Genomic DNA, 25,992 nt, shown 5'->3' on the forward strand with positions numbered 1-25,992 from the left:
CGCCGGGGAGACGGCACTTGCCGCTAGGCGTCCTTGGATCGCCCGCCGGTGCGGGTCGCCTCGCTCGAGGACGTGCGGGTCGCCTCGCTCGAGGACGTGCGGGTCGCCTCGCCCGAGGACGAACTGGTGCTCGCGCGCGCATCCGTCGCATCCGTCGCAACCCGGGCATCCGTCGCGTCGGCGGCCGTCTCGATGGGCTCGCCCTGCACCGTGGAGCGCTCGGACTTGCTGCGGTCGTTCCGCGTCTTGAGGAGGCTCGCGATCGTCGCGACCGCGATGGTCGCGCCGATGAACGTGAGCGAGAACCAGATCGGGATCTCGGGCACCCACAGCAGCGGCTCGCCGCCGTTGATGAACGGCACCTCGTTGACGTGCAGGGCGTGGAAGACGAGCTTCACGGCGATGAAGCCGAGGATGACGGCGAGGCCCTGGCTGAGGTAGACGAGGCGCTCGAGGAGTCCGCCGATGAGGAAGAACAGCTGGCGCAGGCCCATGAGGGCGAAGGCGTTCGCGGTGAACACGATGTACGCCTCGTTCGTGAGGCCGTAGATGGCGGGGATCGAGTCGAGCGCGAAGACGAGGTCGATGAAGCCGATCGCGACGATCGTGAGCAGCATCGGGGTGACCCAGCGCTTGCCGTCCTTCTTCACGGTGAGCTTGTCGCCGTGGTACTCGTCGGTGACGGGCAGGATGCGGCGCACGAAGCGCATGAACGCGTTGTTCGAGGGGTCGCCGTGGTCGCCCTTGATCTGCTGGTAGGCGAGCACGAAGAGCAGCGCGCCGAACAGGTAGAAGACCCAGGAGAAGTTCTCGATGAGGGCGGCGCCGACGGCGATGAACCCGCCGCGCATGATGAGCGCGATGACGATGCCGATCATCAGCACCTTCTGCTGGTAGATCTTCGGCACCGCGAAGCCGGTCATGATGATGAGGAACAGGAAGAGGTTGTCGAGCGACAGCGCCTTCTCGGTCAGGTAGCCGGCGAAGTACTCGCCGCCGTAGCGCCAGTCGGTGACGAAGCCGATGCCGACGCCGAACAGCAGCGCGAGGCCGATGTAGAACGCGGACCAGCGCGCGGATTCTCGGATGGTCGGCTCGTGCGGCTTCCGCACATGGGCGAAGAACTCGTAGACGAAGAAGCCGATCGTCACGGCGATCGTGATCAGCCAGACAGAGGTCGTGACCTGCATGGGGGTACTCCAAAGGGGGATTGGTGTTCGACAACGACACCAAGGTCTCCTCCGCCCCGACCAGATCAGCGACGTTGACCTGGTGGAACCGGTGCCCCGGAACGTGGAATCACGCTCGTATTGACGGGCACACCGCAGACGGGAGTACTCCCCTTGCTTCGGGAGATAGTAGACGGACTTCCGCAGAGGAAACCTGGGAGAAGCCTTTCGAGCGGGTGCGGATGCGGGGCGGGGCGCGCGGCCCCGCTCAGACGGCTCGCGGCGGCGCCGTCGAGAGGCGCGAGTTGAAACTCGGGCTGAGCACGGTGCGGTGCACGGGCCTTGACGGGTCGGCGATGCGTGCGAGGAGCGTCTCGACGGCCGCGCGGCCCAGTGACGAACGTGGCGGCGTCACGGCGGTCAGCGCCGGTGTGAACAGGTCGGCGACCTCGTCGTCGTAGGCCACGACAGACAGGTCGTCCGGCACGCTGAGCCCACGAGCGAGAGCCACGTCGATGATCGCCATCGCCTCCCGGTCGGAGTGCACGAGCAGCGCGGTGACGCCGGCTTCGAGGACTGCGTCGAGCACCGCATCCACGGCCCCCGAGAAGCGAGGGTCGCGGCGGTCGGGCAGGATGCGCTCGACGTGCTCACCCGGCGTGAGGCCCAGCTCGCGGCAGGCGGCCGACCAGCCGGCGATGATCTTGCGCGACGTCGGCGAGTTCCTCGAGATGAAGAGGCCCACCTTGCGGTGACCGAGCTGCGCGAGGTGACGGGCCGCGAGGACGGCGCCCAGGGCATGGTCGGTGGTGACCGACTCCGCGGGCGTTCGGTCGGGGCCGACGACGGCATCGCGCTCGGCGAGCACAAACGGCAGCCCGGACTCGTGCAGCCACTCCATGACCTCGCGGGCATGGTCGGTGTCGGTGTTGGGGGCGACGACGAGGCCCGTGACACCCTCGTGCTCGACCATCCGCTCGAGCACGGGCCGCTCATCCTGCATCTCGTACGACGTTCCCCGCAGCAGCAGCTTCGCGCCCTGCTCGCGAGCCGCCTGCTCCATGCCGCGGATGACACGCGGCCAGTAGAAGTCGAGCGAGGGCACCAGCACGCCGATGGTCTGCTGCGCGCCGTTCGTCGCCTGGCGCGCCTGCAAGGCGGGCGCGCCGTCGGGCGGGAGCACAGCGCCGCCGTGCACGCGCACGAGGAGGCCGTCCGACTCGAGCTGCTGCAGGTCTCGTCGCAGCGTCACCGGGGTGACGTCGAGCTCGTCGGTCAGCTCGGCGACCCGCACCGCACCGGAGGCGAGCAGCCGTTCCAAGATGAGGTCGCGCCGTTCGGCGGCGAGCCGTGATCCCTGTTCCATCATTCTGCGTCCCCCACAGCGTTCGTGTCCCCGAAGGGTGGTGTCGAGTGCTCCTGGCGCACGGTGACGGTCATCGTTGACCGGTCGGCGACGTCGAGGTCGAGTCGCACGAGTCTAGGGCCCCACACGTCCGTCAGCATCGGGTCGTCGGGCTCGATCGGCGTGAGGGTGGCGGTCGCGGTGCCAGTCCAGGTGACGTGGACCCGCGGGGCGCCACCCAGAGGGGTGATGGCGGCGCTGTCGTCACCCTGACTGTCAGGTGTGATGGCCACGTCGCCGGCGAGCAGCATCCGCAGCTGCGTCGGGGCGGGTGCGGGGGCGGGGGCGCCCGCGGCATCGGCGGACGCCCAGCGCCACGCGTCGTGGACGCGCACCTCGGCGCGCTCGCGGTCGAGGAGCACCTCGCGGCGCCACGATTCGAGCCCTGCGACGTCGTAGGCGCCGGCCAGCTCGAGCTCGAGCGAGGGGGCGTTCCCTGTCTGCACGCCGACAACGTCGGCCGCGTACTCGCGGCCCGTCGGCTGCCCGCGCCCCGCGACGAGCGGCACGTTGTGCCATTCGCTCCGCATGGGCCACAGCTCGTAGCGGCGCTCGCTGAAGGTGCGGGCGTCGTAGCTGGGGCGCCCGGCGTCGACGATGACCGGCACTCCGTCGGAGGCGACGAGGAACGTGCCGACGTCGTTGTGGTTGTGGTTCTCGTCGTTGTGGCCGCCCTTGACCGCGACCGACAAGCCCGAAGACGAGCCGTCGCGCTCGCGGGCGACGAGCATCTGCGTGGAGGGGAGCCAGGTGGATGCGGGGCCGGGGAGCGGGTGGGCTCAGCTGCAGCCAGGCCGCATCGGTGAGTCCACGCAGCACTCGCCCGAGCCCCTCGGCCTCGACGACCGCGGCCTCTGATGGGCGGCGGTGGGAGGCCGCGAACGCTTGCGCGTCCGCGTCACCAGCGCGAACGGCCGCTCGGTGCAGGGAGTGCCACGGCTGGTCGCTGCTGGGCTTGGCCTGCCCGTCGGCGGCGTTCACGAACCAGCCGCCGCCGAGGTGCATGCGGTGCGGAAACGCGACGGTCTCGCGGAGCGAGCGGAGGCTCGGAACGGGGTCGAAGGCGCCACCGGTCGCGAAGGTGAGCAGGTCGAGCGCTTCGAGGAGGCGGCAGGCGCCGTTCCACCAGTAGGCGTAGCCCTCGTCGATGGCCCCGTCTTCTGGCAGCACGGCGACGTAGCGATCGAGGCCTTCGACGACGAGCTCCAGGATGCGCGCGCGCTCCGCGGCCTCGCTCGGTGTGTCGAGCAGGCGGAGGGCGGCGACGAGCACGTTGCCTTGGATCCACGGGTTCCAGTTGTGCGCATCCCCGTCGAGGCCGAGCCAGTGCCAGTCGCGGCGACGCACGAACGGCTCGAAGACGCGCACGCGAGCTTCGTGGCGGATGCGCGCCCGCACACCCGGGTACTGGGCGTCGAGCTGGTCGCCGAGCAGCTGGTCGATCCAGGCGAGCTGCCCGACGACTTCGCCGGCGCCGAGGTCGAGGTACGGGTCGGTGACGGTTGCGAGCACTGAACCGTGCCGGGCGAGCGTGTCGTCGTGGGCCGGCCAGCACCAGGAGCTCTGCTCGCAGAGCAGGATGACGCCGTCGACGACCTCGGCGAGCAGCGACGGGTCTCCGGCGGCCGCCACCGCGGTGCGGGTCAGGCGTTCCTGCCGCGCGAAGGCGGGCGTCTCCCAGGCGATCCGGTTGCCGTCGCCGTGATATCTGGCGGCGTCGCTCGCGCGCGGTTGCGGCCAGGGTGTGCCGTGTTCGGCGGTGGCGCGTTCGGTCATCTCCGCGAGGGTGTGCGCGTCGGCGATTCCGGCGGGCCAGTCGGATGCGGGTGGCACGGGGAGCGCGTGGTCGGGGTCGGCGATGACCTCGTCAAGGTTTCGGCCGCCGAGCTGCTCGTCGAGGGCGCGCGAGAGGGGTCCACGGAATGCGGTGCCGCTCTGCACGGGAATGTCCGTGGTGTCTGTCATCGTCGACCTACTTCTCGGGGGTGGTGCTCGCCGCTGCTGCGGTGGTGGTGTTGCCACTCGAATCGATCGTAAACGATCATGCACGATCATAACCGCATTGTTGTGATCGAGAATGATTGCTACTCTTTCGAAACGTCACCACCCCCGAGGGACGCCGCAGGCACCCCGGACGGCACTTCAAAGGAGAATCCGTGTCCACTGCACTCACGCCCGAAGCGCCCGCCGCTGCGCTTCCGTCAGCGTCGCAGCGAGCATGGACCCGCGACGACTGGACCGCCTACGCCGACCGCCTCCTCGCGGGCGCCATGGCCTGGTCCTCTCCGGGCAAGGGGCGCATCACCCCTCCCGGCGCGGAGGGTGGCTACGGTCACGACATCGACGGCCTCGAGGGCTTCGCCCGCACGTTCCTCCTCGCCGGCTTCCGCATCGCGGGTGAGCGCGGCCAGGGCGTCGACGAGCTCATCTCCTTCTTCTCCGAAGGCATCCGCACGGGCGTCGACCCGGATGCGGCCGACCGCTGGGTGCGCCTCGAGGAGCACCCGCAGGCGAAGGTGGAGGCGGCGTCGCTCGCCCTCATCCTCGACCTCACGCGCCCCTGGATCTGGGATGCGCTCGAGGAGCTCACGCAGCAGCGCGTCATCGACTACTTCGCGCCGGCTGTCGGCGACGACACCTACCCGCGCACGAACTGGCTGTGGTTCCGCCTCGTCGTGCAGACCTTCCTGCGCTCCGTCGGCGGCCCCTGGTCGCCGGAGGACGTCACCGCCGACCTCGCCCTGCACGACTCGTTCGTGCGCGCCGACGGCTGGCTCTCCGACGGCGACGAGCGCTCCTACGACCACTACGTCGGCTGGGCGCTGCACATCTACCCCGTCCTCTGGTCGCGGATGCGCGGGGCCAGCGAGCTCGCGGGCGACCGCCTCGCCGGTGACGTCGCCGCCCTCGACCGCTTCCTGCAGGACGCCGTGCACCTCATCGGCGGAGACGGCTCCCCGCTCCTGCAGGGCCGCAGCCTCATCTACCGCTTCGCCGCCGCCGCTCCGTTCTGGGTCGGTGCGCTCGCGGAGATTCCTTCGGTCTCGCTCGGCGCGCTCCGCCACGCGGCCGAGAAGGTCGTCTCCCACTTCGCCGAGCGCGGCGTGCCGGACGAGCGTGGACTCCTCACGATGGGCTGGCTCGACGAGTGGCGTCAGCTCGCTCAGGCCTACTCCGGCCCCGCCTCCCCCTACTGGGCCTCGAAGGGGCTGCTCGGCATCCTCCTCCCCGCCGACCACCCCGTCTGGGCCGCCGAGGCCGAGCCGCTCCCCGTCGAGCAGGGCGACTTCGTGCGCACGATCGCGGCCCCGGGGTGGGTCGTCACCGGTACGAAGAGCGACGGCATCGTGCGCATCGCCAACCACGGCACCGACCACGCGAAGCCGGACACGCTGGTCGGCGACTCGCCCCTCTACGCCCGCATCGCCTACTCGAGCGCAACCAGCCCGCTGCTCGACGACGCGGCCTGGCACGAGCCGCTCGAGCAGTCGGTCGCGCTCGTCAAGAGCGCCACCGCAGGCGAGAACGCCACCACGGGCACCGAAACCGCCACGCACCGCGCCGCGATGGAGCTCCTTGCCACGACCACCGACGGCGACGCCGGCGTGGCCGCATCCACCTGGCTCGCCCATACACTCGTTCCGGATGCGACGCAGCAGCGCCACGGCTCCGGCCTCGACGGCGAAGCGACGGTCGTCGCCCGCCTCACGGTCGTCTCGGTCGTGCGCGGCGCCGAAGAGGTACGCCTCGCCCGCGTCACCGACCTCGCCGACGAGAGCGACTGGATGCTCCGCTGGGGCGGCTGGCCCGTCACGAGCCGACAGGATGCGCAGATTGCGAGCGCACTCCGCGGCCTGACGGCGGGCACGACGGCACGCACCGTGACGCGCACGGACGCGAGCCCGCTCGGCGCATCCACCGCAGTGCCCGTGCTCGACGCCCCCGTGGAGGTCGGCACCTGGGCCGCCACCCACCTCACCCTCGCGGGCGCAGACCACACCCCAAGCACCACCACCGGCGTCGAGCTCACCGATGAGCTCGCCGCCATCACCTGGTCGGACGGGGCGCACAGCACCGTCGACCTCACCAACTACCGCCTCTCGTAGCCCGGGCGTCGGTTTTCAGGGATCCGAAGCGGGTCTCGTTCATTGCAGCAAAGGAGCAGCACCATGAAGAAGCGCACCATGATCGCCACTGCGGGCCTCGCCGCCGCCGCACTGGCCCTCACCGGATGCAGCGGTGGCGGGAGCGTCGACCCAGACGGTCCCATCACGCTGTCGGTGTCGGGCTGGAGCGTCGCATCCACCCCCGAGTTCCAGCTGCTGGCGGACGGCTTCACGGAGAAGTACCCAGACGTGACCGTCGAGGTCGTCGACTACGACCCCGCCGAGTACAACACGCTCATCACGGCCGACCTCGCGGCCGGTTCGGGCCCCGACATCATCACGCAGAAGGAGACGAAGTTCGTCACCACCTTCCAGGAAGGCGGACAGCTGCTCGACGTGTCCGACATCGAGCTGCCCGAGGGCATCAGCGGCGCCGCGTCGTACGAGATCGACGGCACCACGTGGGCGACCCCGTACCGCCAGGACTCGTGGGTGCTCTACTACAACAAGGCCCTCTTCGACCAGGCAGGCGTCGCCTACCCGGACGGAAGCTGGACCTGGGACGACTACGTCGAGAACGCCGACCTCCTGACGCAGAACCTCACCGCAGCGGGCTCGACCGCCAAGGGCGCGCACCAGCACAGCTGGCAGTCGACCGTCCAGGGCTTCGCCAACGCGCAGGCTGACGGCGACATCTTCAGCGGAGAGTACGACTACTTCGAGAAGTACTACGACAACTCGCTCAAGCTGCAGGACGACGGCGCGCAGGCCTCCTTCAACACGGTCACGGCCAACAAGCTCACCTACCAGGGCGAGTTCGGCAAGCAGAAGGCCGCGATGATCCCCATGGGCTCGTGGTTCGTGGCGACGCTCATCTCGCAGCAGGCGGCCGGCGAGGCCGACGACTTCGAGTGGGGCATCGCACCTGTGCCGCAGATGGATGCATCCACCGCTGGTCTCGAGAACACCCCCGTCACGTTCGGTGACCCTGCCGGCTTCGGCATCAACGCCAACATCGACGAGGGCAAGACGCAGGCCGCCAAGGACTTCCTCGCCTACGCAGCAAGCGAAGAGGCGGCGACGAAGCTCGCCGGCATCGGCATCACCCCGGCGCTCCTGAGCGACCCGGTCGTCGAGGCGTACTTCGGCGTCGAGGGCGCCCCGCAGGACGAGCTCTCCGCGTTCGCCGTGCAGACGCACGAGACGCTCCCCGAGAGCCCGACCAACTCGAAGACCGCCGCCGTCCAGAACATCCTGAACGACATGCACTCCTCGATCCTCTCCGGCTCTAAGTCGGTCAAGGACTCCATCACGGAGGCCGAGACCCGAGTCGCCAACGAAGTCGGCCTCGACTAACCCCTCTCGTCGGTCGGCCGGTGCTCTCTCACCGGCCGACCGGCACCTCTCTCCAGGAGAATCATGACCACCACAACGGAACCGGCGCAGCCGAAGGCCGCGCCTGAGGGCCTGTCGCCCGAGGCGCGCAAGCTGCGCAACCGCTCACGGCTCAAGCGCTCGCTTGTCGGCTGGAGCTTCATCCTGCCGAACTTCCTCGGCTTCGCGACGCTGACGCTCGTGCCCGTCATCGTGCTGTTCTACATGTCTCTCACGAACTGGAACATCTTCGGCACCTCGACGTTCGTCGGCTTCGACAACTTCACCCGCCTCCTGGGCGACGGCAGCTTCCAGGTCGCGTTCGGCAACACCATCTACTACTCGGTGCTGCACATCCCGCTCACGATCGTCGTTTCGCTCGGGCTCGCGCTGCTGCTCAACAACAAGCTCCGCGGCGTCGCGTTCTTCCGCACGGCCGCGTTCTTCCCCTACATCACGTCGATCGTCGCGATCGCGCTCGTCTGGAACCTGCTCTTCAGCCCGGACTTCGGCCCCATCAACGAGGGCCTGCGCCTCATCGGCATCGACAACCCGCCAGGCTGGCTCACCTCGACCGAGTGGGCGATGCCCGCCGTGGTCATCATCAGCACGTGGCGCGACATGGGCTACTACATGGTGCTCTTCCTCGCGGCCCTGCAGACGGTGCCGCCCGAGCTGCACGAGGCCGCACGCGTCGACGGCGCGAACGCGTGGCAGCGCTTCTGGAACGTGACGCTGCCCTGCCTGCGCCCGACGATGTTCTTCGTCACCGTCATGCTGACGATCAACTCGCTGAAGATCTTCGACCTCATCCTCGTGCTCACCGAGGGCGGGCCGGGCCAGTCGACGACCGTCATCTCCCAGTTCATCTACCGCAAGGGCTTCGAGGAGAACGAGTTCGGATACGCGTCAGCGGCCTCCGTCGTGCTGTTCCTGCTCTGCATCGTCGTCACGATCATCCAGTTCATGTGGAACAAGCGGAAGGACAGCTGATGTCCCAGACCATGGCAGTCGTCCTCCCCGAGGAGACCACGACCCCCCTCTCGACCGACCACGTCGAGCCCGCGAAGCCCGCTGGCAAGAAGGAGCACAAGCTCGGTCGCGCGCTCCTCTACGTGATCCTCATCGTCGCCGCGGCAGCGATGCTCACGCCGTTCTTCTGGATGATCATGAGCTCCCTCAAGGAGGCCAACGCGGTCTTCTCGGTGCCGGTGCAGTGGATCCCCGAGGTCTTCGTCTGGCAGAACTACGTCGACATCTGGACCAAGTCGGACATCATGACCTGGATCGGCAACACGCTCATCCTCTCGGTCACCGTCACGGCCCTGCAGGTGCTCACCGGCTCCTTCGCCGCCTACGGCTTCTCTCGCGTCAAGTTCCCCGGCCGCGACGTGCTCTTCCTCCTCTACGTCGGAACGATCGCCGTGCCGTGGCAGTCGTACATGATCCCGCAGTTCATCCTGCTGTCCAACGCGAACCTCTCGAACACCCTCTGGGCGATCATCCTGCTGCAGGCGTTCGGCGCCTTCGGTGTGTTCCTCATGAAGCAGTTCTACGAGACCATCCCCATGGAGCTCTCCGAGGCGGCCCGCCTCGACGGGCTCAGCGAGTACGGCATCTGGCGGCGCATCATGCTGCCACTGTCGGTCCCGGCCATCGCGAGCCTCTCGCTGCTGACGTTCGTCAACACCTGGAACGACTACCTCGGACCGCTCATCTACCTGCGCGACCCGAGCCTCTGGACCATGCAGCTGGGCCTCAAGAACTTCGTCTCCAGCCTCTACGACGTCGACTACGGCGTGCTCTTCGCGGGCCTCACCATCTCGGTGCTGCCCATCGCGATCGTGTTCCTCCTCGGCCAGCGGTACTTCGTCGAGGGCATCGCGACCAGTGGAATGAAGGGCTAGGCCATGAAGCGCATCTCGCACGGCGTCTACGCGACGGCGTTCAACGTCACCTACCTGGCGCTCGCCGTCAACCTGCTGCTCGCGGTCATGAGCCTGCCGTTCCTCGTGCTGCTCGTGACCACCGACCCATCGCTGTCGTGGCCGCTGCTCGCGGCGAGCGCGGCGCTCACGGGGCCGGGCATCGCGGGTGCGTTCGCGACCTTCCGTGCGCACGCGGAGGGGGACACGGATGTGATCCGCGCCTTCATCAGCGGGGTGCGCCGCACCTGGAAGCGGGCGCTCGTGATCTCGGCGGTCACGTCCGCCGTGGTCACGGTCGCGCTCGTGGATGTGTTCGTGCTCGTGCCGACGGGCATCGGCGTCCTCCTCGTGCCCCTGCTCGTCGTCGTCGCGATCCTGACGCTCGCGACCGCAGCCGTGACGCTCGTGGCCATCACGCAGGCCGAGGACACGCGCCTGCTCGTGCTGGCGCGCGCATCCCTCATCCTCGCCGTGCGCCGCTGGCCGCTGACCTTCGCCTCGTTCGCGATCGTCGGCGTCCAGGCCGCCGTGCTCACGGCGGCCCCGGCCATCGCCATCGGCATCACCACCGCCGCCTGCCTCTACGTCGTCTGGGCTGGCGGCCGCTTCACCCTGCAGCAGGCACCCGCGCGCGTCGCGGCCTGACTGACCTCCCGAACTCTCACGAAGGAACACCCATGACTTTCGCGCCCGCATCCACGACCGTGGAGAACGCGCTGGCAGCGGCCACCGACACCGTTCGACGCAATATCGAAGCGTTCGGTGCCGCCTACCCGGACGACACGACCAGCGACAACAGGTACCTGCTTCGCCCCGCCACCGACACCTTCGCGGAAGGCGCCAACCGCGGCTGGACCACCAGCTTCTGGCCGGGCATGATGTGGCTCGCCGGCGACGTCACGGGCGACGCGGTCTTCCACGAGGCCGCGCTCGCGCACGCCGCCGACTTCGAGCGCCGCCTCTACGGCGACGAGGACCTGGAGACGCACGACCTCGGCTTCCTCTACTCGCTCTCCGTCGTCACGGCGTGGAAGCAGACTGGCGACGAGCGCTGGCGCACGGCAGGCATCAAGGCCGGCGAGCGCCTCATGACGCGCTTCCTCGAGCCGGCCGGCATCCTGCAGGCCTGGGGCGACCTCAGCGACCCCGCGCAGCGCGGCCGCGCCATCATCGACAGCCTCATGAACATGCCCCTGCTCAGCTGGGTGGGCGAGCAGACGGGCGACCCCCGGTATGCGGATGCGGTGCGCCGGCACACGGAGCAGCTGCGCACGCAGATCTTCCGTGCAGACGACTCGACCTTCCACACCTTCTACTGGGATGCGGAGACCGGCGAGCCCCTGCGCGGCGGCACCGAGCAGGGCGCGTTCGACGAGTCCTGCTGGGCGCGCGGCGAGGCCTGGGGCATCTACGGCTTCGCGCTCAACTCGCAGACGGTCGGCGACCCGCGGCAGCTCGAGGCTGCCTGGCGGTGCGCCGACTACTACCTGGCGCACCTGCCGAGCGACGGCATCCCGTACTGGGACCTCGTGTACACCGAGGGCAGCGATGCGCCCCGCGACAGCTCGGCCGCCGCGATCGCCGCATGCGGGTTCTTCGAGCTCGCCGCCGTCGAGCCCGACCCCGAGCGCTCGGCCCGGGCGCTGCAGGCGGCGCACGCGCAGATCGACGCGCTCATCGCCGAGGCCACCCCGCAGCCGCCCGAATCGTCGGACGCGCTCCTCCTGCACGGTGTCTACGACCTGCCGAAGCTCGTCGGCGTCGACGAGGGCACCCTCTGGGGCGACTACTTCTACCTCGAGGCGCTGACCCGCGCCTCCCGCCCCGACTGGAAGCGCTACTGGTGAGCGGCGTCATGGGCGAAGGAGTCTGCGCATGAGGATCGTCAACTGGGACCGCGCTGGTGTCAGCGTGCCCGCAGCGCTCGTCGACTCGGGCGAGGGCGACCTGCTGGTCGACCTGTCGGGCGTCGCCGCCTCGACGCTCGAGCTGCTCACCGATGAGGGGGCGCTGGCGGATGCACGTGCCGTGGTCGACGCGGCGGACCCAGCCAGCCTCCCTGCTCGCGATGGCGAGCGCCTGCTGGCGCCGATCACACCCCGCGTGCTGCTGTGCATCGGCTACAACTACCGCGGCCACGTGGTCGCAGGCGGAGAAGGACAGCCCGACCCGGAGCATCCGGACGTGTTCGTGAAGACCGCCAACACGACGTTGGGGCCGGACGATGCTGTGGTCCTGCCGCCGCAGAGCGACGACGTCGACTACGAGGGCGAGATCGGGGTCGTCATCGGGCGCACGGCGCACGCCGTCTCCGCGGAGGACGCCCTCGACCACGTCGCCGGCTACACGCTGGTCAACGACGTGTCTGCCCGCGACTGGCAGAACCGCACGAGCCAGTGGACGCTCGGCAAGTGCTTCGACGGCTTCGCCCCTCTCGGGCCAGCCGTCGTGACGGCCGACGAGATCGCGGACCCCGCGAATCTGCTCGTCGAGGTGGTCCGCGACGGGAAGACGACCGTCTCGCAGAGCACGTCGACGCTCATCTTCCCGTTCGCGGAGATCGTCTCCTACGTGTCGCAGTCCATCACCCTCCAGCCGGGTGACGTCATCGCGACGGGTTCGCCGCAGAAGCTCGAGGATGCGCTGCGCGAGCACCGCCCGCTCGTCGACGGCGACTCGGTGCTCATCCGCGTGGCCGGCATCGGCGAGCTGACGACGCGCTTCCGCACGGCGGACTGAGCGCTCCGGCCGTCTCGAGAGCTACGGGGTCGGCGTCGGGCTCATCGTCTCCGACGGGGTCGGCGAGTCGGTCGTCGACTCCGTCTCCTCGGGATCGGGGGAGACCGTCATCGTGTCGTCCTCGTCCGCGGTCTCCTCGGTCGTCGATGTCGGCACCCCGGTGTCGGGGGAGATCGGGCTCTGGACGACCTCGTCGCCACCGCAACCGGCCAGGAGGAGAGAAGCAGCGAGTGCCGCGGAGGCGGCGAAGGCAGTCCGTAGGGTCTTGGCTGTTGGTGTCATGCGTCCAGTCAAGACAAGCCAGCTGGGAAGTTCGTTCCCCCTTGACACGGTGACGTGCGCTCGTTCTCACCGTCCTCATCCGCCAGGAGTCAATACTGACGGGAAACTCGGGTTGGCTTCCTAGCGTTGGCGTCATGAGCGCAGCGAAGCACGACTCTGACCGGCACGGCATCTGGACAGCCCTCGGGCAGCGGACGACCGAGCACCCCGAAGCACTGAGCGTGGAAGCCGACGACGCCTACGACGTACTCGTCGTCGGCGCTGGGATAACGGGGCTCACGAGCGCCGTGCTGCTCGCCGAATCTGGCCTTCGGGTCGGGGTGCTCGAGGCCCACGACCTCCGCGCATCGGCCACCGTCAACAGCACGGGCAAGCTGTCGCTCCTGCACGGCCAGACACTGGCATCGCTGCGCAGCAGGCGGGGCGACGAGGTCGCGGCCGCGTACGTGCACGGCAACATCGCAGCCATCGACTGGGCGAGGGCGTTCTGCGCCGAGCGGCACGTGCCGATGCAGGAGCGCACCTCCATCCTCTTCGCCCGCACCGAGCAGGGCGCGAAGCAGGTCGGGAAGCAGCGAGAGGCCGCCGAAGCGCTGCGTCTCCCCATCGGCGACCAGGTCGCGGCGGAGCTGCCGTTCGAGATCCTCGACGCCATCACCCTCGACGGCGGCCTGCAGCTCAACCCCTACGAGCTCATCCTCGCGCTCCTCGAACGGGCCATCGAGCTCGGCGTGCACCTCTCCCTCAGCACGCGAGTCACGGGCGTCGACCACCACCGCACGCACGTCGACGTGCACGCGAGCCGCGCCGGCCGCGACCTCTCCGTGCGCGGCGCGCACGTCATCATCGGGACCGGCTTCCCCATCGTCGACCGCAGCGCCGAGTTCACGACCCTCACCGCCTACCGCTCCTACGCGCTCGGCTTCGAGACCGGGATGCCGCTGCTCACGGGCATGTACCTGGGCCTCGACAGCGAGACCATCTCGCTGCGCGAGTACACCACGGCGGGCCGACACCACCTCGTCGTCGGCGGGGCCGGTCACAAGGTCGGCGCCAGCGTCTCCTCCCGCGAGCGCGTGGATGGCCTCAGCCAGTGGGGCCAGGAGACGTTCGGGCTCGTGAGCCCCGAGAAGTACCGCTGGTCGGCGCAGGACTACGAGGAGCCGGACATGACGCCGTCCTCGGGCGTGGCCACGCCCGCCCATCCGCGCATCCTCTACGCCACCGGCTTCAACAAGTGGGGACTGTCGAACGGCATCGCCGCCGCCCACGATCTGCGCGGGCGCATCCTGGACAGCCGAGACGAGTGGATGCACACCCTCTACGATCGGCGCGTGACCGCTGCCACGGTGGGCGGCCTGGTCGCGCGGGGCGCGGAGGTCGGGGTGACCGCGGTCGGCGACTGGGCGCGAGCCGAGCTGTCCAGGCCGGAGGCGCATCCGGCGGAGGGGGAGGGGAGCGTCGGCCGATCGGGAGGCGTGCCGGTGGCCGTGAGCACGGTCGACGGGGTGACCCGTTCCGTCTCGGCGGTCTGCACGCACCTCGGCGGTGTGCTGCGGTGGAACGACGAGGACTGCTCGTGGGATTGCCCGCTGCACGCGTCCCGGTTCGCGCCTGATGGAACGCGGATCGAGGGGCCGGCGACGTCCGACCTTCCGTCTCGCGACGCCGACGAGGCGTAGCCGCGCATCCCCGAGCATCCGGAACGCGGGCCAGGGTAGCGGTGTCGGCCTCGTCGCGCTAGGAGAACGGCGCAATTGCTGGGCGGGGGCAGACTAGAGGCACCCGTCGCCGGCCCCTGGCTCGATCCCCCGACTGGGCGTCCACGATGTGGACCCCTGGGCCAGGGGCCGTCGTCGGGGTGATCTGAGCAGGTCAGCCCGATGCCCCCGACGCGAAGCCAGGTCCTATGCGCTCCCACCTTTTCCAGCTGCCCGCGTTCGACGCGAGCGCGCTGCCGTTGCCCCTGGCGCTGCCGGCGGAGCCGCCGGTGGTCGCGGCGTTCCCGTCTTCCATCGATCTGATGGTCACGGGTGCGGTGGTGAGCGTGGCGGTGCTGTTCGTCGTCGGCGTCTGGGTCGCCGCGGCGATGCGGTTGCGCAGCGGGCAGCGGATGTCTTTGGACCTGGTGGGACGTGTGGAGCGGGCGCAGCGCATCAACCGCACGGCCACCATCTCGACGCTGCTCGCCTCCGGTGCGATGATCGCGCTGCTGATCGTCTGGGTGGTCGTCAGCCTGGTCTGGCTCTCCTAGGGCGCCGACTGCGCTCCCCGGACCCGCTGGCCTGAGCGAGCGGGTGCGACGTGGCGAGCCCGGCCGAGCCGCTCGGTCAGCGCGCGGGCCCGGAGATCTTCGCCCGCGAGCGGCGGGCCACGACGGAGCTCGCGCGACTCGTCGACGGCTTCTCGCCGGTCGAGGCGCGCCGGGTCGCGAGCTGCGCCTCGCCTTCGCAGCAGGCCGCGACGAGCGATTCGATCGCCCGCTCGAGCTGCACGTGCTGGCTGATCTCGACGCCGGTGTCCACCCGTGCGCCGCGGAGGACGACGTGCACGCCCTCGACATCGACGATGAATCCGAGTGGCGCCCCTTCGCGTTCGAGGGCGACGATGCCTGCCGTGGTCTGCGTGAGTTCGTATCCGGTCAATGCGGAGATGGGAATCATGGGGGAGCTCCTCTGCCGTTCCTGAAAAGCGTGACGGGGCGGTCTGGGAGGAGCTTGGAGATTTTCGGGTTTTCGACCGAGGGTGACAGCTGCTCCGGCGAGCGCACCACCATGACCAGGCATTTTGCTGCCAGGAGTGTTGTCGCTAGCTGAACGGAGGAATTTGCGCAAGCCCCTTGGGCAATTCGGTCCGAAGGGAGGGCGCGACGCGGTTGACCGCGAGATGCGCGGCACACTAGGCGGATGCCCGCACCGATCACCCCCTGGCGACGCTGGTTCCGTCGATGGCGCGAGCGCAGTCGCCTTGTGCGCCTGTGGCGTCTCGCCCGCACCTCGAGCCCGGTCACGTTCACCGACAAGGTGCGGTACAAGATGCTGCGCGATCGGCGGCCGCTGATCGTGACGTTCGCGGACAAGGCCGCCGTGCGCGGGTACGTGGAGGCGACCGTGGGCGCGCGCTACCTGCCCGAGGCCTACGGGGTGCTCGACGACCCTCGCGAGCTGGAGGCCCTCGAGCTGCCGGAGTCGTACGTTGTGAAGCCGACCCACGGTTCGGGCGCGGTGGTCGTCATCTCGCCCGCAGCGCCGGCGGAGGCGCGGCTGCCGGAAGTCAGGTGGGGGTGGGTGTACGCGCACGTGCGGCCGGAGCACGCGAACCGTGAGCACCTCGCGGCCATCAGCGAGGGGTGGGTGTCGAAGCTGTACGGCCAGGGCCCCAACAAGGAGTGGGTGTACGGGCGGATGCCGCGCCGCGTGCTGGTCGAGGAGTATCTCGTCGGCGAGGACGGCGCGGTGCCGGAGGACTTCAAGTTCTTCGTGTTCCACGGGGTGGTCCACTTCGTGCAGGTCGACGGCGGGCGGTTCGGCGAGCGGACGCAGGATTTCTTCCGACCTGATTGGACGCACCTCGACATGTCGGGCGGTCTGCCCTGGCGGACGCCGACTCCGCCTCGACCGGCTCGTCTCGACGAGATGCTCGAGATCGCAGCCAGGCTCGGTGCGGAGACCGACTTCGTGCGCGTCGACCTGTACCACCTGCCGGATCGAGTCATCTTCGGCGAGCTGACGAACTACCCGGCCGGTGGCGACAGCCCCTTCGAGCCCGAAAGCTGGAACACGGCCTTCGGAGAACCCTGGCGGTTCCCGCCACTACCGCTGAGGCGCACCGCCCGCCCGCCCGCCCGCGCGCAGACCTGGGCCTTGCGCACCGCAGCTCGCGCGGAGGCGTGCACAACCCCCAGGTCTGCTGCAGACCCATCCGCAGACCTGGGCCTTGCTCACCACGCTGCGCACATTCAGCGGTCCAAGGCCCACATCTGTCGCAGGACGGCGGGCGGGCGGCGGGGCAGTCGAGCACTCAGGTGCGTGCCGGTGAATCAGCGTGCGTCCGGGTGGCACCCAGGCGATCGCAGGATGCGCGGGGGAGTGTGAGGTGCGCGCGGCTCCCGGCCGGGCGCTCTCGACCTCCACAGCACCGCGGCGGTTGCCGCGCAGAAAGGACCACGATGTCGAACGCAGAAGTTCACGACTCGCATGATCTCGACGGCCCCGAGGAAGGCAGCGTCGGCGCAGGCGGCGCGACCGCCGACGGCGCGATAGATGAGGCCCTCGGCACGGACCAGCCCCTGACCTCGAACGAGGGCAGCGTCGGTGCGGGCGGCGCCAGCGCCGACGGGTCGCGCTCGGAGTAGCCGCAACCCACTTCACGCGACGAAGGGCCGGTTGTCAGCTGAGGCTGACGGCCGGCCCTTCGTCATGCCCGGCCCGTTGTTGTGTGACGTGCGTCGCGGCTGCCGGGCAACGGCGATCGGCAATCTTGCGACCGTACGCATCCTGTCCGCGGGAATCCTGCGAACACTATTCACACGTCGTTTTCAGGCTCCACTCCGAAAAAGCGAAAGCGTACCCAACCTGGGATTTTCCGACCCTGCCCTGGAGGGGTAACAGCAGGTTGCTGGAGGTTCAAGCCCGTTCTTGGGGTCCACAAGTCGCGCCAGCGTTGGACGTGCCGCTCGTCCCCTTCGTCTTCGAGCGAGCGAACACCAACGTCCCCCGAGTGCGAGGAAGTCATGTTCTTTCACAAGCAGGAATTGCAGTTCAAGGCCAGCCCGTCGAAGCCCGACGCGGTCCTGGCGAAGCGGATGCAGGAGATCCTCGGCGGCCAGTACGGTGAGATCACCGTGGCCATGCAGTACGGGTTCCAGGCGTGGAACGCCCACGAGCCCGGCAAGTACCGCGACCTGCTCTACGGCATCGGTGCCGAGGAGTTCGGTCACGTCGAGATGATCGCGATCATGATCGCGCAGCTGCTGGAGAAAGCGCCCATCGAGCAGTCCGAAGCGGCCATCAAGGCGGATCCGGTGCTCGGCGCAGTCGTCGGTGGCACCGACATCCAGCAGGCCATCGTCGCTGGCGCCGGTGCGCGCCCCGTCGACAGCAACGGCAACCCGTGGCAGGGGTCCTACATCACGGCGAGCGGCAACCTGCTCGCCGACTTCACGGCCAACGCGAACGCGGAGATGCAGGGCCGCGTGCAGGTCGCGCGTCTCTACAACATGACCGACGACCCCGGTGTGCGGGACATGCTCTCGTTCCTGCTCGCCCGCGACACCATGCATCAGAACCAGTGGATCGCAGCGGCGAACGAGCTGCGGGCCGAGGGCAAGGAGGACCTGCCGGTGCCGAGCAACTTCCCGATCAAGAAGGAGGAGCGCGACGTGTCGTACCAGTACCTCAACTTCTCCGACGGCGCGGCGGCCAGCGAGGGCTCGTGGGCGAGCGGTCCGACCCCGGATGGGAAGGGCGAGTTCACGTACCACGACGGCCCGACGACCAGCGTGCCGATGCCGCCACCGACCGTGCCTGACGAGCGCTTCTACGGCACGACGCCGATGCCGAACACGATGGAGAAGGTCGCCGGGGTGGTCAAGGACACCTTCAGCAAGAAGTGATGATCGCCATCCGGTCCGTACGACGAACGCACTGAAAGGAACACCATGTCGAACGACACACCATTCACCGTCCCGGACACGCCCCGGCGCGGAGGCGCCCTCCCTCCCGAGAGCTCCCCGCAGGTTCACGAGGACGGCACCGTCTTCGAACCGGGCGTCACCGAGGACGTGACGTTCTCACCCGCAAGCGCTGGCGCCAGCGCCGGTGGCGGCCAGCCCGCGGGTGGCGGTCAGCCCGCCGGTGGCGACTCGCGAACGGATGCTGCCAAGGAGCAGGCCTCCCAGCTGAAGGACACCGCGACGGACGAGGCGAGGAACGTCGCGGGTACCGCGAGAGACGAAGCACGGGACGTCGCAGGGACCGCAAAGGAGGAGGCCCGGAACGTTGCCGGGACCGCGAAGGAAGAGGCACGCAACGTCGCTGGCGAGGCGAAGAGCCAGCTCGCCTCCCTCTACTCGGAGTCGATGCATCAGCTGAACTCGCAGGCCACGCAACAGCAGGAGCGCGCGGCGACGGGGCTCAAGTCGCTGAGCGGAGAGTTCCGCAACATGGTCAGCAACTCGGAGGGTGACGGCCTCGCCACCGAGCTCGTGCGCCGCGCCGCGGACACCACCGGTGCGGTGGGGGCGTGGCTCGGGGACCGCAACCCGAGCGGTGTGCTCGACGACGTGCGCTCGTTCGCGCGTCGCAAGCCGCTCGCGTTCATCGCGATCGCCGCCGTCACGGGCCTCGTCGCGGGGCGCCTCACCCGGTCGATCGCGGAGGCCGCGAAGGACGACAAGGTGGACGAGCTGACCGGGCGCAGCGCGTCCGCAGACTCGTCTCGAGCGGCCTCGTCGGTCACCGGCCGAGAGAGCGGCACGGAGGGGGAGCGGATCGCGAACAACGTGCAGACGGAGTCCACGACCGTCTCGCCTGGCCCCATCGACGAGGTCTCGCTCGGTGAGCGGACGGGCCTCCCCGGCCCTGGCATCGACGGCGTTCCGAACCGCGGAACCGGATTCTGAGGGGGCCTCCCATGACCAGCGAATACCCGGCACCCCCGCCGCAGCATCCGCCACAGAACGCGTCTGACATGTCGCTGGGTGACCTGCTCGGCCGCGTCAGCACCGACATCTCGACGCTCATGCGCCAAGAGGTGGCGCTCGCGAAGGCCGAGCTCACCGACACGGCGAAGAAGACCGGCAAGGGCGCGGGCCTTCTCGGCGGCGCCGGCTACGCGGGCATCATGGCGTTGCTGTTCCTGTCGATCGCCGCCTGGTGGGGCCTCGGCTATCTCATCGGCAACGCCTGGTCGGCGGTCGTCGTGGCCGTCGTCTACGCCATCGTCGCCGCGATCCTCTTCGCAGTGGGCCGCAGCAAGCTCAAGGACGTCGAAGGCGCCCCGCAGACGGTCGCCACCATCAAAGAGATCCCAGACACGCTCAACCCGAACGGAGATCACCGATGAGCACTGACCCAGACCAGATCCGCGCTGACATCGAGCGCACCCGCAGCACCCTCGGCTCCGACGTGGATGCGCTCGCAGACAAGGTCACGCCGTCCAACATCGTCGACCGGCAGACGGAGAAGGTGAAGGACAAGCTCGGCTCGGTGCGCGACTCCATCATGGGCGCCCGCGACGACGCGGCCGACTCGCTGCACGGCGCGACGTCGTCGGCGGGCGACGGGGTCACCGACGCCAAGCGCGCCGCCGTGCGCAAGGCGAAGGGCAACCCGCTCGCCGTCGGCCTCGTGGCGTTCGGCCTGGGCCTGCTCGTCTCCTCCCTGATCCCCGCCAGCGAGCCCGAGAAGGAGGCGGCCTCGAAGGCGAAGGACGCCGCGCAGCCGCTCGTCGACGAGGTCAAGGGTGCGGCTCAGGACGTCGCGCAGGAGCTGAAGCAGCCCGCAACCGACGCCGTCGGTGTCGTCCGAGAGACCGCGATGGACGCGGCCGAGCACGTGAGGACGGACGCGCAGTCTGCGGCCGACACGGTGAGGGGCGACGCGCAGTCTGCCGCTGACACGGTGAAGTCCGACGCCACGTCGTCCGCCGAGCGCGTCCAGGGCTCGGCCCAGGACGCGCGCGACAACGTGCAGGGCGCTGGCTCCTGATGCGCTGACCCCCACAACCAGCCGAGGACCTCCTTGGCGTCCAACCGGCAGCGGGCCGCGCATCCACCCCCGATCGATGCGCGGCCCGCTGTCATTTCCCACCAGCAGTTGCACCAGAGCAGAGCAGAGGAACACGGAGATGGCCACGTCGAACTCGACCGCAGCATCCACCAATGAGAAACAGGGCGCGCCCGACCCGGACGACGCGCGCAAGCCGGACTCGCCGACCGACATCAAGAAGCGGTCGTGGAAGTACGTCTTCACGAAGACGATCCGCGAGTTCTCGTCCGACCAGTGCACCGACATCGCGGCGTCGCTCACCTACTACTTCGTGCTGGCACTGTTCCCGGCGCTCATCGCCGTGTTCTCGCTGCTGGGCGTCATCGGCCAGGGCCAGGCGGCGGCGGATGCGATCCTCGGCATCGTCGACGAGGCGGCTCCGGGTGGCGCGTCCGACGTGATCCGCGGCCCCATCGAGCAGTTCGCGTCGTCGCCGGCCGCCGGGTTCGCGCTCGTGTCCGGTCTCCTCGTCGCGATCTGGTCGGCGTCCGGTTACGTTGGCGCGTTCAGTCGCGGCATGAACCGCATCTACGAGATCGAGGAGGGGCGGCCGTTCTGGAAGCTGAAGCCGCAGCAGCTGCTCGTGACGCTCATCGCCATCGTGCTCGTCGCGATCGCCGGCGTCATCCTGGTCATCTCCGGTCCGGTCACCGAGGCGATCGGCGGCGCGCTCGGCCTGGGCGAGACCGTCACGACCGTCTGGTCGATCGCGAAGTGGCCCGTGCTGGCGTTCGTGATCATCCTCGTCGTCGCGGTGCTCTACTACGCGACCCCCAACGCGAAGCAGCCCAAGTTCCGGTGGATGAGCATGGGCGCGTTCCTCGCGATCGTCGTGCTGGCGATCGCCACGGTCGGGTTCGGGTTCTACGTCGCGAACTTCTCCAACTACGACAAGACGTACGGGTCGCTTGCGGGTGTGATCATCTTCCTGCTCTGGATCTGGATCGCGAACAACGCGCTGCTGTTCGGTGCCGAGTTCGATGCTGAGCTCGAGCGCGGACGTCAGCTGCAGGCGGGCATCGCGGCGGAGGAGACGCTGCAGCTCCCGCCGCGCGACACGAAACGGAGCGACAAGGCCGCGGCGAAGGAGGAGCAGGATGTCGCCGAGGGGCGACAGATCCGCCTGCAGCACGGTGACGAGCGCGCTGAGGGCCGGTAGTCTCGTCGGAAGGTGCCCCCGCGCCTTCGAGCTCCGTTCCTCGGCGGCTGTTCGCCTCAGACCAGGAAGAAACTCCCGTGTCCCACCGCGCGCCGTCCGAAATCCCTAGCCGACGCCGTCTGCTCTCGGCTGCCGCGTGGAGTATGCCCGTCATCGCGGCTGCCGCCGCGGTCCCGACAGCCGTCGCTTCGGCCGTCTTCACGGGCGCGGTCCTCTTCGACTCGACGAGCGCGGGCCGCTTCGTGCGCGCTACCGGTGCGACGGCGTCATCGGCCAGTGGCACGGCGAACGTCGTCATCACAGGTGGCGGCGGTGCGGCGTGCGCAAGTCGTCTGCTCGTCTCGTTCTCGTCGCAACTCGTGCCGAACACGGGATACGAGCTGATCACGGCAAGCAATCTCACGGCTCGTGCGGTTGGCGGGTCGGGATACCTGCAGCTGCAGCAGTATCTGCGCTCGGAAGCCGCGCAGGCACCCGGGGTGCGGGGGGCAGACCCTGCAGGTCACGTTCGCCCGACCGGTGCGCAACCTGAAATTCAGCCTCGGTGGCTTCACGAGTGGCAACGGAGACGGGGCCGCGGGCATCCTCTTCAGGGACGCGGCCTACATCACTGGTGCGAACAACTTCCGCTCGGCATCGCAGGGTGCCGACGTCACGGGTGATGGCACGGCAGCGAATCCATGGTTCGCGAACAAGTTCAATGTCGGAACGTTGCCGGTCACCCCGGCGGACACCGTCAACGACGTGGCGTTCTCGGGGTCGGTGACCAGTTTCACGCTGCACTACTACTCGCTGACGGGGCGAACTCCGCCCGTGCAGAATCAGGACTTCCAAGGCCTCTTCCTCAGCAGCATGAGCTTCAACGCCGCCTGCTGAGCTACCGCTCGATGTGACCGATGTAGTCGCGCAGGTTGCTGATGACGGTCTCGAGGTCGGTGCCCGTGGCCTGCGCGAGCTGACCCGCGAGCCAGCTCTGGTTCAGCAGGGCGGCGCCGAGGATGTGACTGTCCTCGATGCTCTCGTCGAGTTCCGTGGCCGGGGCGCCGAACGGCTCGAGGGCGAGCTGGAACGCCAGCTCGTTGGTGACGGGATCCGAGGTCGCGTGCTGCGCCAGCACGGCGTCGAGCTGCACGTGCATGGCGCGGATAGCCTGCTCCGGAACCTGCAGGCTCGAGCTCTGCTCGGTGATCGCAGCGGCTCCGTACTCGGAATCGTGGTCCATCTCAGTGCCTTCCGTCGCTCGTCACGGCGAGCGCTTGCTTCTGGGTATGTGATCCGCGGGTGGTCGCGGCCGGCCCGCTGGGCAGGGGCATCCTGTTCGCACGCTAGGGGACTCGCCGCTGTGAGCAGCCGGTTTCAGTGCCGCATCGGGTCGAATTCACCCCGTTCTTCACCACGCAGGCGTTCGGGTGCGCACCGTCAGCCGACGGCGATCGGGCCGCGCGTGAACGCGACCTCTTGTCCGTCGACGGTGATGGAGCGACGCGCCCAGACGCGTGCCCTGCCCGTGTTCTCGACTGCGCGGAACATGAGCTGGTTGTCGAGGTTCGTCTGCGTCGAGGTCGCGGTGATCGGCCGCTGATAGGTGGTCACGTAGACGGAGCAGGTGACGCCGTCGATGCGAGTCGTGCCCGTGCGGGTGGGTGTCGACCACGCTCCGGAGTTGCCCCTCATGGGGGTCCAGGTGACGTTCGCGTCGCTGTAGAACGTGATGCTCGCGTTCGCGAGCTTCGAGCGCGCGCTCGTTCCCGTCACCCACAGGCCGCGCTCTGGAGGGGTGCCGCTGCCGTCGATGGTCAGGTGGTTGGTCGTGACCGGGCGCGGGGCGAACCCCTGGGACCACTGCGTGGTCTGCGTCGTCGTCACCGCGACCCACCCCTGAAGACCCTTCTCCAGCTCCTGGGAAGCTGCGGCGAGCGGTGCCGCGACAGCGACCGCGATGACGGGTGCTGACCAGGCGGCTGCCGTGAGCAGTGCGCGGCGGTTGAGTTCTGGGGTGGGGGTGGCGGATGACATGAGGGCTCCTCTGATTGACGTGGCGGCCGTCCATGGGGGGCACTCGCCGGCGATCAAGAGACCGTTGCGCGGGATCAGTTGGCAGCAAAAAATGAACGACGTTCATAAGCATATGCTTGCATCTACAACTGATGCAAATACATGTAGTTTGATCGTCGATCTGCTCAGGAATCACCCCGGGGTGCCGGGGTACTCTCGCCCTCGGCTCTCCGACGCCTGGCGCTTCCCGTGCAGCGCAGCGAGCCAGCCGGCGCCCAGACCCCGCTGCCGAGAGATTTCAGAGGAAGAGGGCGTGAGCTTCCACGAGATGAGTGACCGTTGACCGATACCGCACCCGTGTTCCTGCCGATGAACGGCGCTGGCCAGCGCGCCCACGATCGGCCGCGGTCTCGCGAGGTAGTTCCGGCGCCAGCGCCCATCGAGCGGATCGTCGAGGCGCAGGCCCGCGGAGACTGGGACGCGGTCACGCAGCTTCTCGAGCAGCATTGGTCCTCGCTGCTGCGCACTTCACGCGCCGCGATGCGGGAGGTGGTGAACGCGCTGCCAGATGCCGTGCTGGAGGCGAAGTCGCGCTGGGCTGCAGCACGGCAGTACCTGAACTTCGCGCCCGACGACGGGCGCGTGCGCCCGGCGCGTTTCGATTTCGAGGCGGCGCAGCCGAACGACGCGGGCGAGCTCATCGACGACCTGGCGCAGTTCACGGGCCAGACGGCGCACGAACGGGGAAAGGGGCATTTCCCGAGCGCCGCGACGATCGCCGAGACCGCGATCGAGGCGGTCAAGCAGGCGTCGCCGGCCGAGATGAAGACCTTGCGTCCCCTCCTTCCCGGGTTGCGCATCCAGTGGGCGACGAGCCTTCTCTTCGCGGGCGACATCCGCGCCGCGCTGACCGAGTTCGAGGCCGCCTACGCTGACGCCGTCGCGTTCGACAGCGACCGGATGGCGACCGCGGCGGCCGGGTCGATCGCGCTCATCCACAGCCTCACGGGAGACCTCGTGCTGGCCCGTTCGTGGCTGCGGCGCCAGCCGACCGCGCTGAACGGCGGATTCGAGGGGCCGGGCGAGTTCGACGGCGGCCCTGGCGACGCGGTGACCGTCATGGGTGCGCTGGCCGCGGCGAACATCGCGATCGATGAGTTGAACGTCGAGGAGGCGCGGGCCTGGCTGGCGAAGGACCCCGGCGATGAGGTCGCCCCCGAGCAGTGGGCGCTGCGCCTCGGTGTCGCATCGCGCATGGAGGTGCTGAGCGGCGACCCGCTCGCGCAGTCGCTGCGCAACCGCGCCGCGGTGCGAGCCCGCCCAGCCCATCTCGTCGAGGACGGGCTGAACGGGTGGGCGCTCAGCTTCTCCGACGTCGGCATCCGCATCGCGTTGCGCGACGTGCGCGGAGCCACGGAGGCGATCGCGGCGCTCGACGCCGGCGACAGCGAGCTTCACCGGCAGGCCGCGTTGATCGCGCGCATCTGGCGGCTGGTGCGGGCCGGTGAGCACGTGCAAGCGGTCGCCGTCATGGAGTCTGTCCCGGCCGACGAGCGCAGCCTGCGGGTCGGCATGGAGCTGCTGGCAGCCGCCACGATCATCCACCTCAGTGCCGGAGCGAAAGCGAGGGCCGCGGAACTGTTCCGGACCCTGACCACGATGGTCGCCGAACAGGGATTCAACGGGGTGCTGATGCGCTTCAGTGACGAGGACTACGAAGCCCTGTGCGCGAGCAGCGGCGTGCGACTCAAGGTTCGCGAAGCGAGGCGGGCGCTGGTCGGTGAGCTCCACACGACCGCGCAGGCCGCGGTGTCGGACATCCGCCTCACCGAGCGCGAACGCGTCGTGCTCCGCCACCTGCTCCAGTCCAGGAAGCTCAACGACATCGCCGCCATCGAGCACGTGTCACCCAACACCATCAAGTCGCAGCTGCGAACGCTCTTCAAGAAGCTCGGCGTCTCCTCCCGCGACGACGCCATCAAGGTGGGGCGACGCAACCCGGGCCTGTGGTCCGACGTCGGGCTGTGAGCCGCCGCTGCCCTGCAGGATGCTCGCCTCGCGGTGCC

Annotated in this window: 27 protein-coding genes; 20 read left to right on the plus strand and 7 right to left on the minus strand. The window is 69.1% G+C overall.

From position 1 onward, the window contains the following. Positions 1-23: 23 nt before the first annotated feature. From ACQFZP_RS15535 to ACQFZP_RS15545, 3 genes are all read right to left on the minus strand, one after another. Positions 24-1,190, minus strand: a complete 1,167-nt coding sequence (locus ACQFZP_RS15535; RefSeq protein WP_211891959.1) for a TerC family protein — start codon at positions 1,188-1,190, stop codon at positions 24-26. 247 nt (positions 1,191-1,437) lie between these two features. Further along, complete coding sequence (locus tag ACQFZP_RS15540; protein WP_104310551.1) at positions 1,438-2,538, minus strand: substrate-binding domain-containing protein; 1,101 nt, start codon at positions 2,536-2,538, stop codon at positions 1,438-1,440. Then, positions 2,535-3,266, minus strand: a complete 732-nt coding sequence (locus tag ACQFZP_RS15545; RefSeq protein ID WP_374100771.1) for a heparinase II/III domain-containing protein — start codon at positions 3,264-3,266, stop codon at positions 2,535-2,537. Before ACQFZP_RS15545 ends, ACQFZP_RS15540 begins: the two co-directional genes overlap by 4 nt. Here ACQFZP_RS15545 and ACQFZP_RS15550 point away from each other — a divergent pair. The 9 genes from ACQFZP_RS15550 to ACQFZP_RS15590 all read left to right on the plus strand — a co-directional run bounded on the left by ACQFZP_RS15550 (position 3,250) and on the right by ACQFZP_RS15590 (position 12,721). Continuing rightward, positions 3,250-3,432, plus strand: a complete 183-nt coding sequence (locus ACQFZP_RS15550; RefSeq protein WP_249312677.1) for a hypothetical protein — start codon at positions 3,250-3,252, stop codon at positions 3,430-3,432. The genes ACQFZP_RS15545 and ACQFZP_RS15550 overlap by 17 nt on opposite strands. 27 nt (positions 3,433-3,459) lie before the next feature. Further along, positions 3,460-4,089: a hypothetical protein gene (locus ACQFZP_RS15555; RefSeq protein ID WP_249312596.1), complete on the plus strand. Its 630-nt coding sequence runs from the start codon at positions 3,460-3,462 to the stop codon at positions 4,087-4,089. A 641-nt stretch (positions 4,090-4,730) separates the two neighbouring features. Beyond that, the gene (locus tag ACQFZP_RS15560) at positions 4,731-6,680 is read left to right on the plus strand and encodes a DUF2264 domain-containing protein (protein WP_211891960.1); all 1,950 of its coding nucleotides are present in this window, start codon (positions 4,731-4,733) and stop codon (positions 6,678-6,680) included. Between the two features lie 63 nt (positions 6,681-6,743). Further along, positions 6,744-8,036 (plus strand): ABC transporter substrate-binding protein, encoded by a 1,293-nt coding sequence (locus tag ACQFZP_RS15565; protein WP_104310554.1) that lies wholly within the window; start codon positions 6,744-6,746, stop codon positions 8,034-8,036. A gap of 63 nt (positions 8,037-8,099) precedes the next feature. After that, positions 8,100-9,047 carry a carbohydrate ABC transporter permease gene (locus ACQFZP_RS15570; protein WP_211891961.1) on the plus strand — a complete coding sequence of 316 codons (948 nt, stop codon included), beginning with the start codon at positions 8,100-8,102 and terminating at the stop codon, positions 9,045-9,047. Beyond that, positions 9,047-9,961: a carbohydrate ABC transporter permease gene (locus ACQFZP_RS15575; protein ID WP_211891962.1), complete on the plus strand. Its 915-nt coding sequence runs from the start codon at positions 9,047-9,049 to the stop codon at positions 9,959-9,961. The genes ACQFZP_RS15570 and ACQFZP_RS15575 overlap by 1 nt, the downstream gene beginning before the upstream one ends. A gap of 3 nt (positions 9,962-9,964) precedes the next feature. Next, positions 9,965-10,627, plus strand: coding sequence for a ferredoxin-NADPH reductase (locus ACQFZP_RS15580; protein ID WP_211891963.1), 663 nt, complete (start codon positions 9,965-9,967; stop codon positions 10,625-10,627). A gap of 32 nt (positions 10,628-10,659) precedes the next feature. Beyond that, on the plus strand, positions 10,660-11,829 hold the full coding sequence (locus ACQFZP_RS15585) for a glycoside hydrolase family 88 protein (RefSeq protein ID WP_211891964.1): 1,170 nt from the start codon (positions 10,660-10,662) through the stop codon (positions 11,827-11,829). 28 nt (positions 11,830-11,857) lie between these two features. Then, positions 11,858-12,721, plus strand: a complete 864-nt coding sequence (locus ACQFZP_RS15590; RefSeq protein WP_211891965.1) for a fumarylacetoacetate hydrolase family protein — start codon at positions 11,858-11,860, stop codon at positions 12,719-12,721. A 21-nt stretch (positions 12,722-12,742) separates the two neighbouring features. On the opposite strand, the gene ACQFZP_RS15595 is transcribed toward ACQFZP_RS15590, so the two are convergent. After that, on the minus strand, positions 12,743-13,003 hold the full coding sequence (locus ACQFZP_RS15595; RefSeq protein WP_104310559.1) for a hypothetical protein: 261 nt from the start codon (positions 13,001-13,003) through the stop codon (positions 12,743-12,745). 134 nt (positions 13,004-13,137) lie between these two features. On the opposite strand from ACQFZP_RS15595, the gene ACQFZP_RS15600 reads away from it, so the two are divergent. Together ACQFZP_RS15600 and ACQFZP_RS15605 are read left to right on the plus strand one after the other, a co-directional pair. Continuing rightward, positions 13,138-14,685: an FAD-dependent oxidoreductase gene (locus tag ACQFZP_RS15600; RefSeq protein WP_211891966.1), complete on the plus strand. Its 1,548-nt coding sequence runs from the start codon at positions 13,138-13,140 to the stop codon at positions 14,683-14,685. A gap of 227 nt (positions 14,686-14,912) precedes the next feature. Further along, on the plus strand, positions 14,913-15,257 hold the full coding sequence (locus tag ACQFZP_RS15605) for a hypothetical protein (protein WP_211891967.1): 345 nt from the start codon (positions 14,913-14,915) through the stop codon (positions 15,255-15,257). 76 nt (positions 15,258-15,333) lie between these two features. Here ACQFZP_RS15605 and ACQFZP_RS15610 read toward each other — a convergent pair whose 3' ends face one another. After that, positions 15,334-15,666, minus strand: coding sequence for a hypothetical protein (locus tag ACQFZP_RS15610; RefSeq protein ID WP_104310562.1), 333 nt, complete (start codon positions 15,664-15,666; stop codon positions 15,334-15,336). 243 nt (positions 15,667-15,909) lie between these two features. Between ACQFZP_RS15610 and ACQFZP_RS15615 the strand changes: the two genes are divergently transcribed. The 8 genes from ACQFZP_RS15615 to ACQFZP_RS15650 all read left to right on the plus strand — a co-directional run bounded on the left by ACQFZP_RS15615 (position 15,910) and on the right by ACQFZP_RS15650 (position 22,807). Further along, positions 15,910-17,097: an ATP-grasp fold amidoligase family protein gene (locus ACQFZP_RS15615; protein WP_249312597.1), complete on the plus strand. Its 1,188-nt coding sequence runs from the start codon at positions 15,910-15,912 to the stop codon at positions 17,095-17,097. 74 nt (positions 17,098-17,171) lie between these two features. Then, positions 17,172-17,357: a hypothetical protein gene (locus tag ACQFZP_RS15620; protein ID WP_104310983.1), complete on the plus strand. Its 186-nt coding sequence runs from the start codon at positions 17,172-17,174 to the stop codon at positions 17,355-17,357. A 378-nt stretch (positions 17,358-17,735) separates the two neighbouring features. Then, positions 17,736-18,617, plus strand: a complete 882-nt coding sequence (locus tag ACQFZP_RS15625) for a manganese catalase family protein (RefSeq protein ID WP_211891968.1) — start codon at positions 17,736-17,738, stop codon at positions 18,615-18,617. Positions 18,618-18,662: 45 nt separating this feature from the next. Then, complete coding sequence (locus tag ACQFZP_RS15630; RefSeq protein WP_211891969.1) at positions 18,663-19,625, plus strand: hypothetical protein; 963 nt, start codon at positions 18,663-18,665, stop codon at positions 19,623-19,625. 11 nt (positions 19,626-19,636) lie between these two features. Beyond that, positions 19,637-20,068, plus strand: coding sequence for a phage holin family protein (locus tag ACQFZP_RS15635; protein WP_211891970.1), 432 nt, complete (start codon positions 19,637-19,639; stop codon positions 20,066-20,068). After that, on the plus strand, positions 20,065-20,712 hold the full coding sequence (locus ACQFZP_RS15640; protein ID WP_211891971.1) for a DUF3618 domain-containing protein: 648 nt from the start codon (positions 20,065-20,067) through the stop codon (positions 20,710-20,712). The genes ACQFZP_RS15635 and ACQFZP_RS15640 overlap by 4 nt, the downstream gene beginning before the upstream one ends. Positions 20,713-20,851: 139 nt before the next feature. After that, positions 20,852-21,931, plus strand: coding sequence for a YihY/virulence factor BrkB family protein (locus ACQFZP_RS15645; RefSeq protein ID WP_211891972.1), 1,080 nt, complete (start codon positions 20,852-20,854; stop codon positions 21,929-21,931). A gap of 519 nt (positions 21,932-22,450) precedes the next feature. Beyond that, complete coding sequence (locus ACQFZP_RS15650; RefSeq protein ID WP_211891973.1) at positions 22,451-22,807, plus strand: hypothetical protein; 357 nt, start codon at positions 22,451-22,453, stop codon at positions 22,805-22,807. Position 22,808: 1 nt separating this feature from the next. Here ACQFZP_RS15650 and ACQFZP_RS15655 read toward each other — a convergent pair whose 3' ends face one another. Then, positions 22,809-23,153, minus strand: a complete 345-nt coding sequence (locus ACQFZP_RS15655; protein WP_211891974.1) for a hypothetical protein — start codon at positions 23,151-23,153, stop codon at positions 22,809-22,811. Between the two features lie 197 nt (positions 23,154-23,350). Further along, positions 23,351-23,947 carry a hypothetical protein gene (locus tag ACQFZP_RS15660; RefSeq protein ID WP_211891975.1) on the minus strand — a complete coding sequence of 199 codons (597 nt, stop codon included), beginning with the start codon at positions 23,945-23,947 and terminating at the stop codon, positions 23,351-23,353. Between the two features lie 318 nt (positions 23,948-24,265). Between ACQFZP_RS15660 and ACQFZP_RS15665 the strand changes: the two genes are divergently transcribed. After that, positions 24,266-25,954 carry a helix-turn-helix transcriptional regulator gene (locus ACQFZP_RS15665; RefSeq protein ID WP_211891976.1) on the plus strand — a complete coding sequence of 563 codons (1,689 nt, stop codon included), beginning with the start codon at positions 24,266-24,268 and terminating at the stop codon, positions 25,952-25,954. Positions 25,955-25,992 lie beyond the last annotated feature (38 nt).

The sequence above is a fragment of the Pseudoclavibacter sp. Marseille-Q434 genome, assembly GCF_050315415.1.
Lineage (GTDB): Bacteria > Actinomycetota > Actinomycetes > Actinomycetales > Microbacteriaceae > Pseudoclavibacter.

What these genes read in the sequence shown, in the direction of transcription:
- ACQFZP_RS15535 (WP_211891959.1), bottom strand. Translation starts at nt 1,190, where the DNA reads ATGCAGGTCACGACCTCTGTCTGGCTGATCACGATCGCCGTGACGATC.
- ACQFZP_RS15540 (WP_104310551.1), bottom strand. Translation starts at nt 2,538, where the DNA reads ATGATGGAACAGGGATCACGGCTCGCCGCCGAACGGCGCGACCTCATC.
- ACQFZP_RS15565 (WP_104310554.1), top strand. Translation starts at nt 6,744, where the DNA reads ATGAAGAAGCGCACCATGATCGCCACTGCGGGCCTCGCCGCCGCCGCA.
- ACQFZP_RS15570 (WP_211891961.1), top strand. Translation starts at nt 8,100, where the DNA reads ATGACCACCACAACGGAACCGGCGCAGCCGAAGGCCGCGCCTGAGGGC.
- ACQFZP_RS15575 (WP_211891962.1), top strand. Translation starts at nt 9,047, where the DNA reads ATGTCCCAGACCATGGCAGTCGTCCTCCCCGAGGAGACCACGACCCCC.
- ACQFZP_RS15580 (WP_211891963.1), top strand. Translation starts at nt 9,965, where the DNA reads ATGAAGCGCATCTCGCACGGCGTCTACGCGACGGCGTTCAACGTCACC.
- ACQFZP_RS15585 (WP_211891964.1), top strand. Translation starts at nt 10,660, where the DNA reads ATGACTTTCGCGCCCGCATCCACGACCGTGGAGAACGCGCTGGCAGCG.
- ACQFZP_RS15590 (WP_211891965.1), top strand. Translation starts at nt 11,858, where the DNA reads ATGAGGATCGTCAACTGGGACCGCGCTGGTGTCAGCGTGCCCGCAGCG.
- ACQFZP_RS15595 (WP_104310559.1), bottom strand. Translation starts at nt 13,003, where the DNA reads ATGACACCAACAGCCAAGACCCTACGGACTGCCTTCGCCGCCTCCGCG.
- ACQFZP_RS15600 (WP_211891966.1), top strand. Translation starts at nt 13,138, where the DNA reads ATGAGCGCAGCGAAGCACGACTCTGACCGGCACGGCATCTGGACAGCC.
- ACQFZP_RS15605 (WP_211891967.1), top strand. Translation starts at nt 14,913, where the DNA reads ATGCGCTCCCACCTTTTCCAGCTGCCCGCGTTCGACGCGAGCGCGCTG.
- ACQFZP_RS15610 (WP_104310562.1), bottom strand. Translation starts at nt 15,666, where the DNA reads ATGATTCCCATCTCCGCATTGACCGGATACGAACTCACGCAGACCACG.
- ACQFZP_RS15615 (WP_249312597.1), top strand. Translation starts at nt 15,910, where the DNA reads ATGCCCGCACCGATCACCCCCTGGCGACGCTGGTTCCGTCGATGGCGC.
- ACQFZP_RS15620 (WP_104310983.1), top strand. Translation starts at nt 17,172, where the DNA reads ATGTCGAACGCAGAAGTTCACGACTCGCATGATCTCGACGGCCCCGAG.
- ACQFZP_RS15625 (WP_211891968.1), top strand. Translation starts at nt 17,736, where the DNA reads ATGTTCTTTCACAAGCAGGAATTGCAGTTCAAGGCCAGCCCGTCGAAG.
- ACQFZP_RS15630 (WP_211891969.1), top strand. Translation starts at nt 18,663, where the DNA reads ATGTCGAACGACACACCATTCACCGTCCCGGACACGCCCCGGCGCGGA.
- ACQFZP_RS15635 (WP_211891970.1), top strand. Translation starts at nt 19,637, where the DNA reads ATGACCAGCGAATACCCGGCACCCCCGCCGCAGCATCCGCCACAGAAC.
- ACQFZP_RS15640 (WP_211891971.1), top strand. Translation starts at nt 20,065, where the DNA reads ATGAGCACTGACCCAGACCAGATCCGCGCTGACATCGAGCGCACCCGC.
- ACQFZP_RS15645 (WP_211891972.1), top strand. Translation starts at nt 20,852, where the DNA reads ATGGCCACGTCGAACTCGACCGCAGCATCCACCAATGAGAAACAGGGC.
- ACQFZP_RS15655 (WP_211891974.1), bottom strand. Translation starts at nt 23,153, where the DNA reads ATGGACCACGATTCCGAGTACGGAGCCGCTGCGATCACCGAGCAGAGC.
- ACQFZP_RS15660 (WP_211891975.1), bottom strand. Translation starts at nt 23,947, where the DNA reads ATGTCATCCGCCACCCCCACCCCAGAACTCAACCGCCGCGCACTGCTC.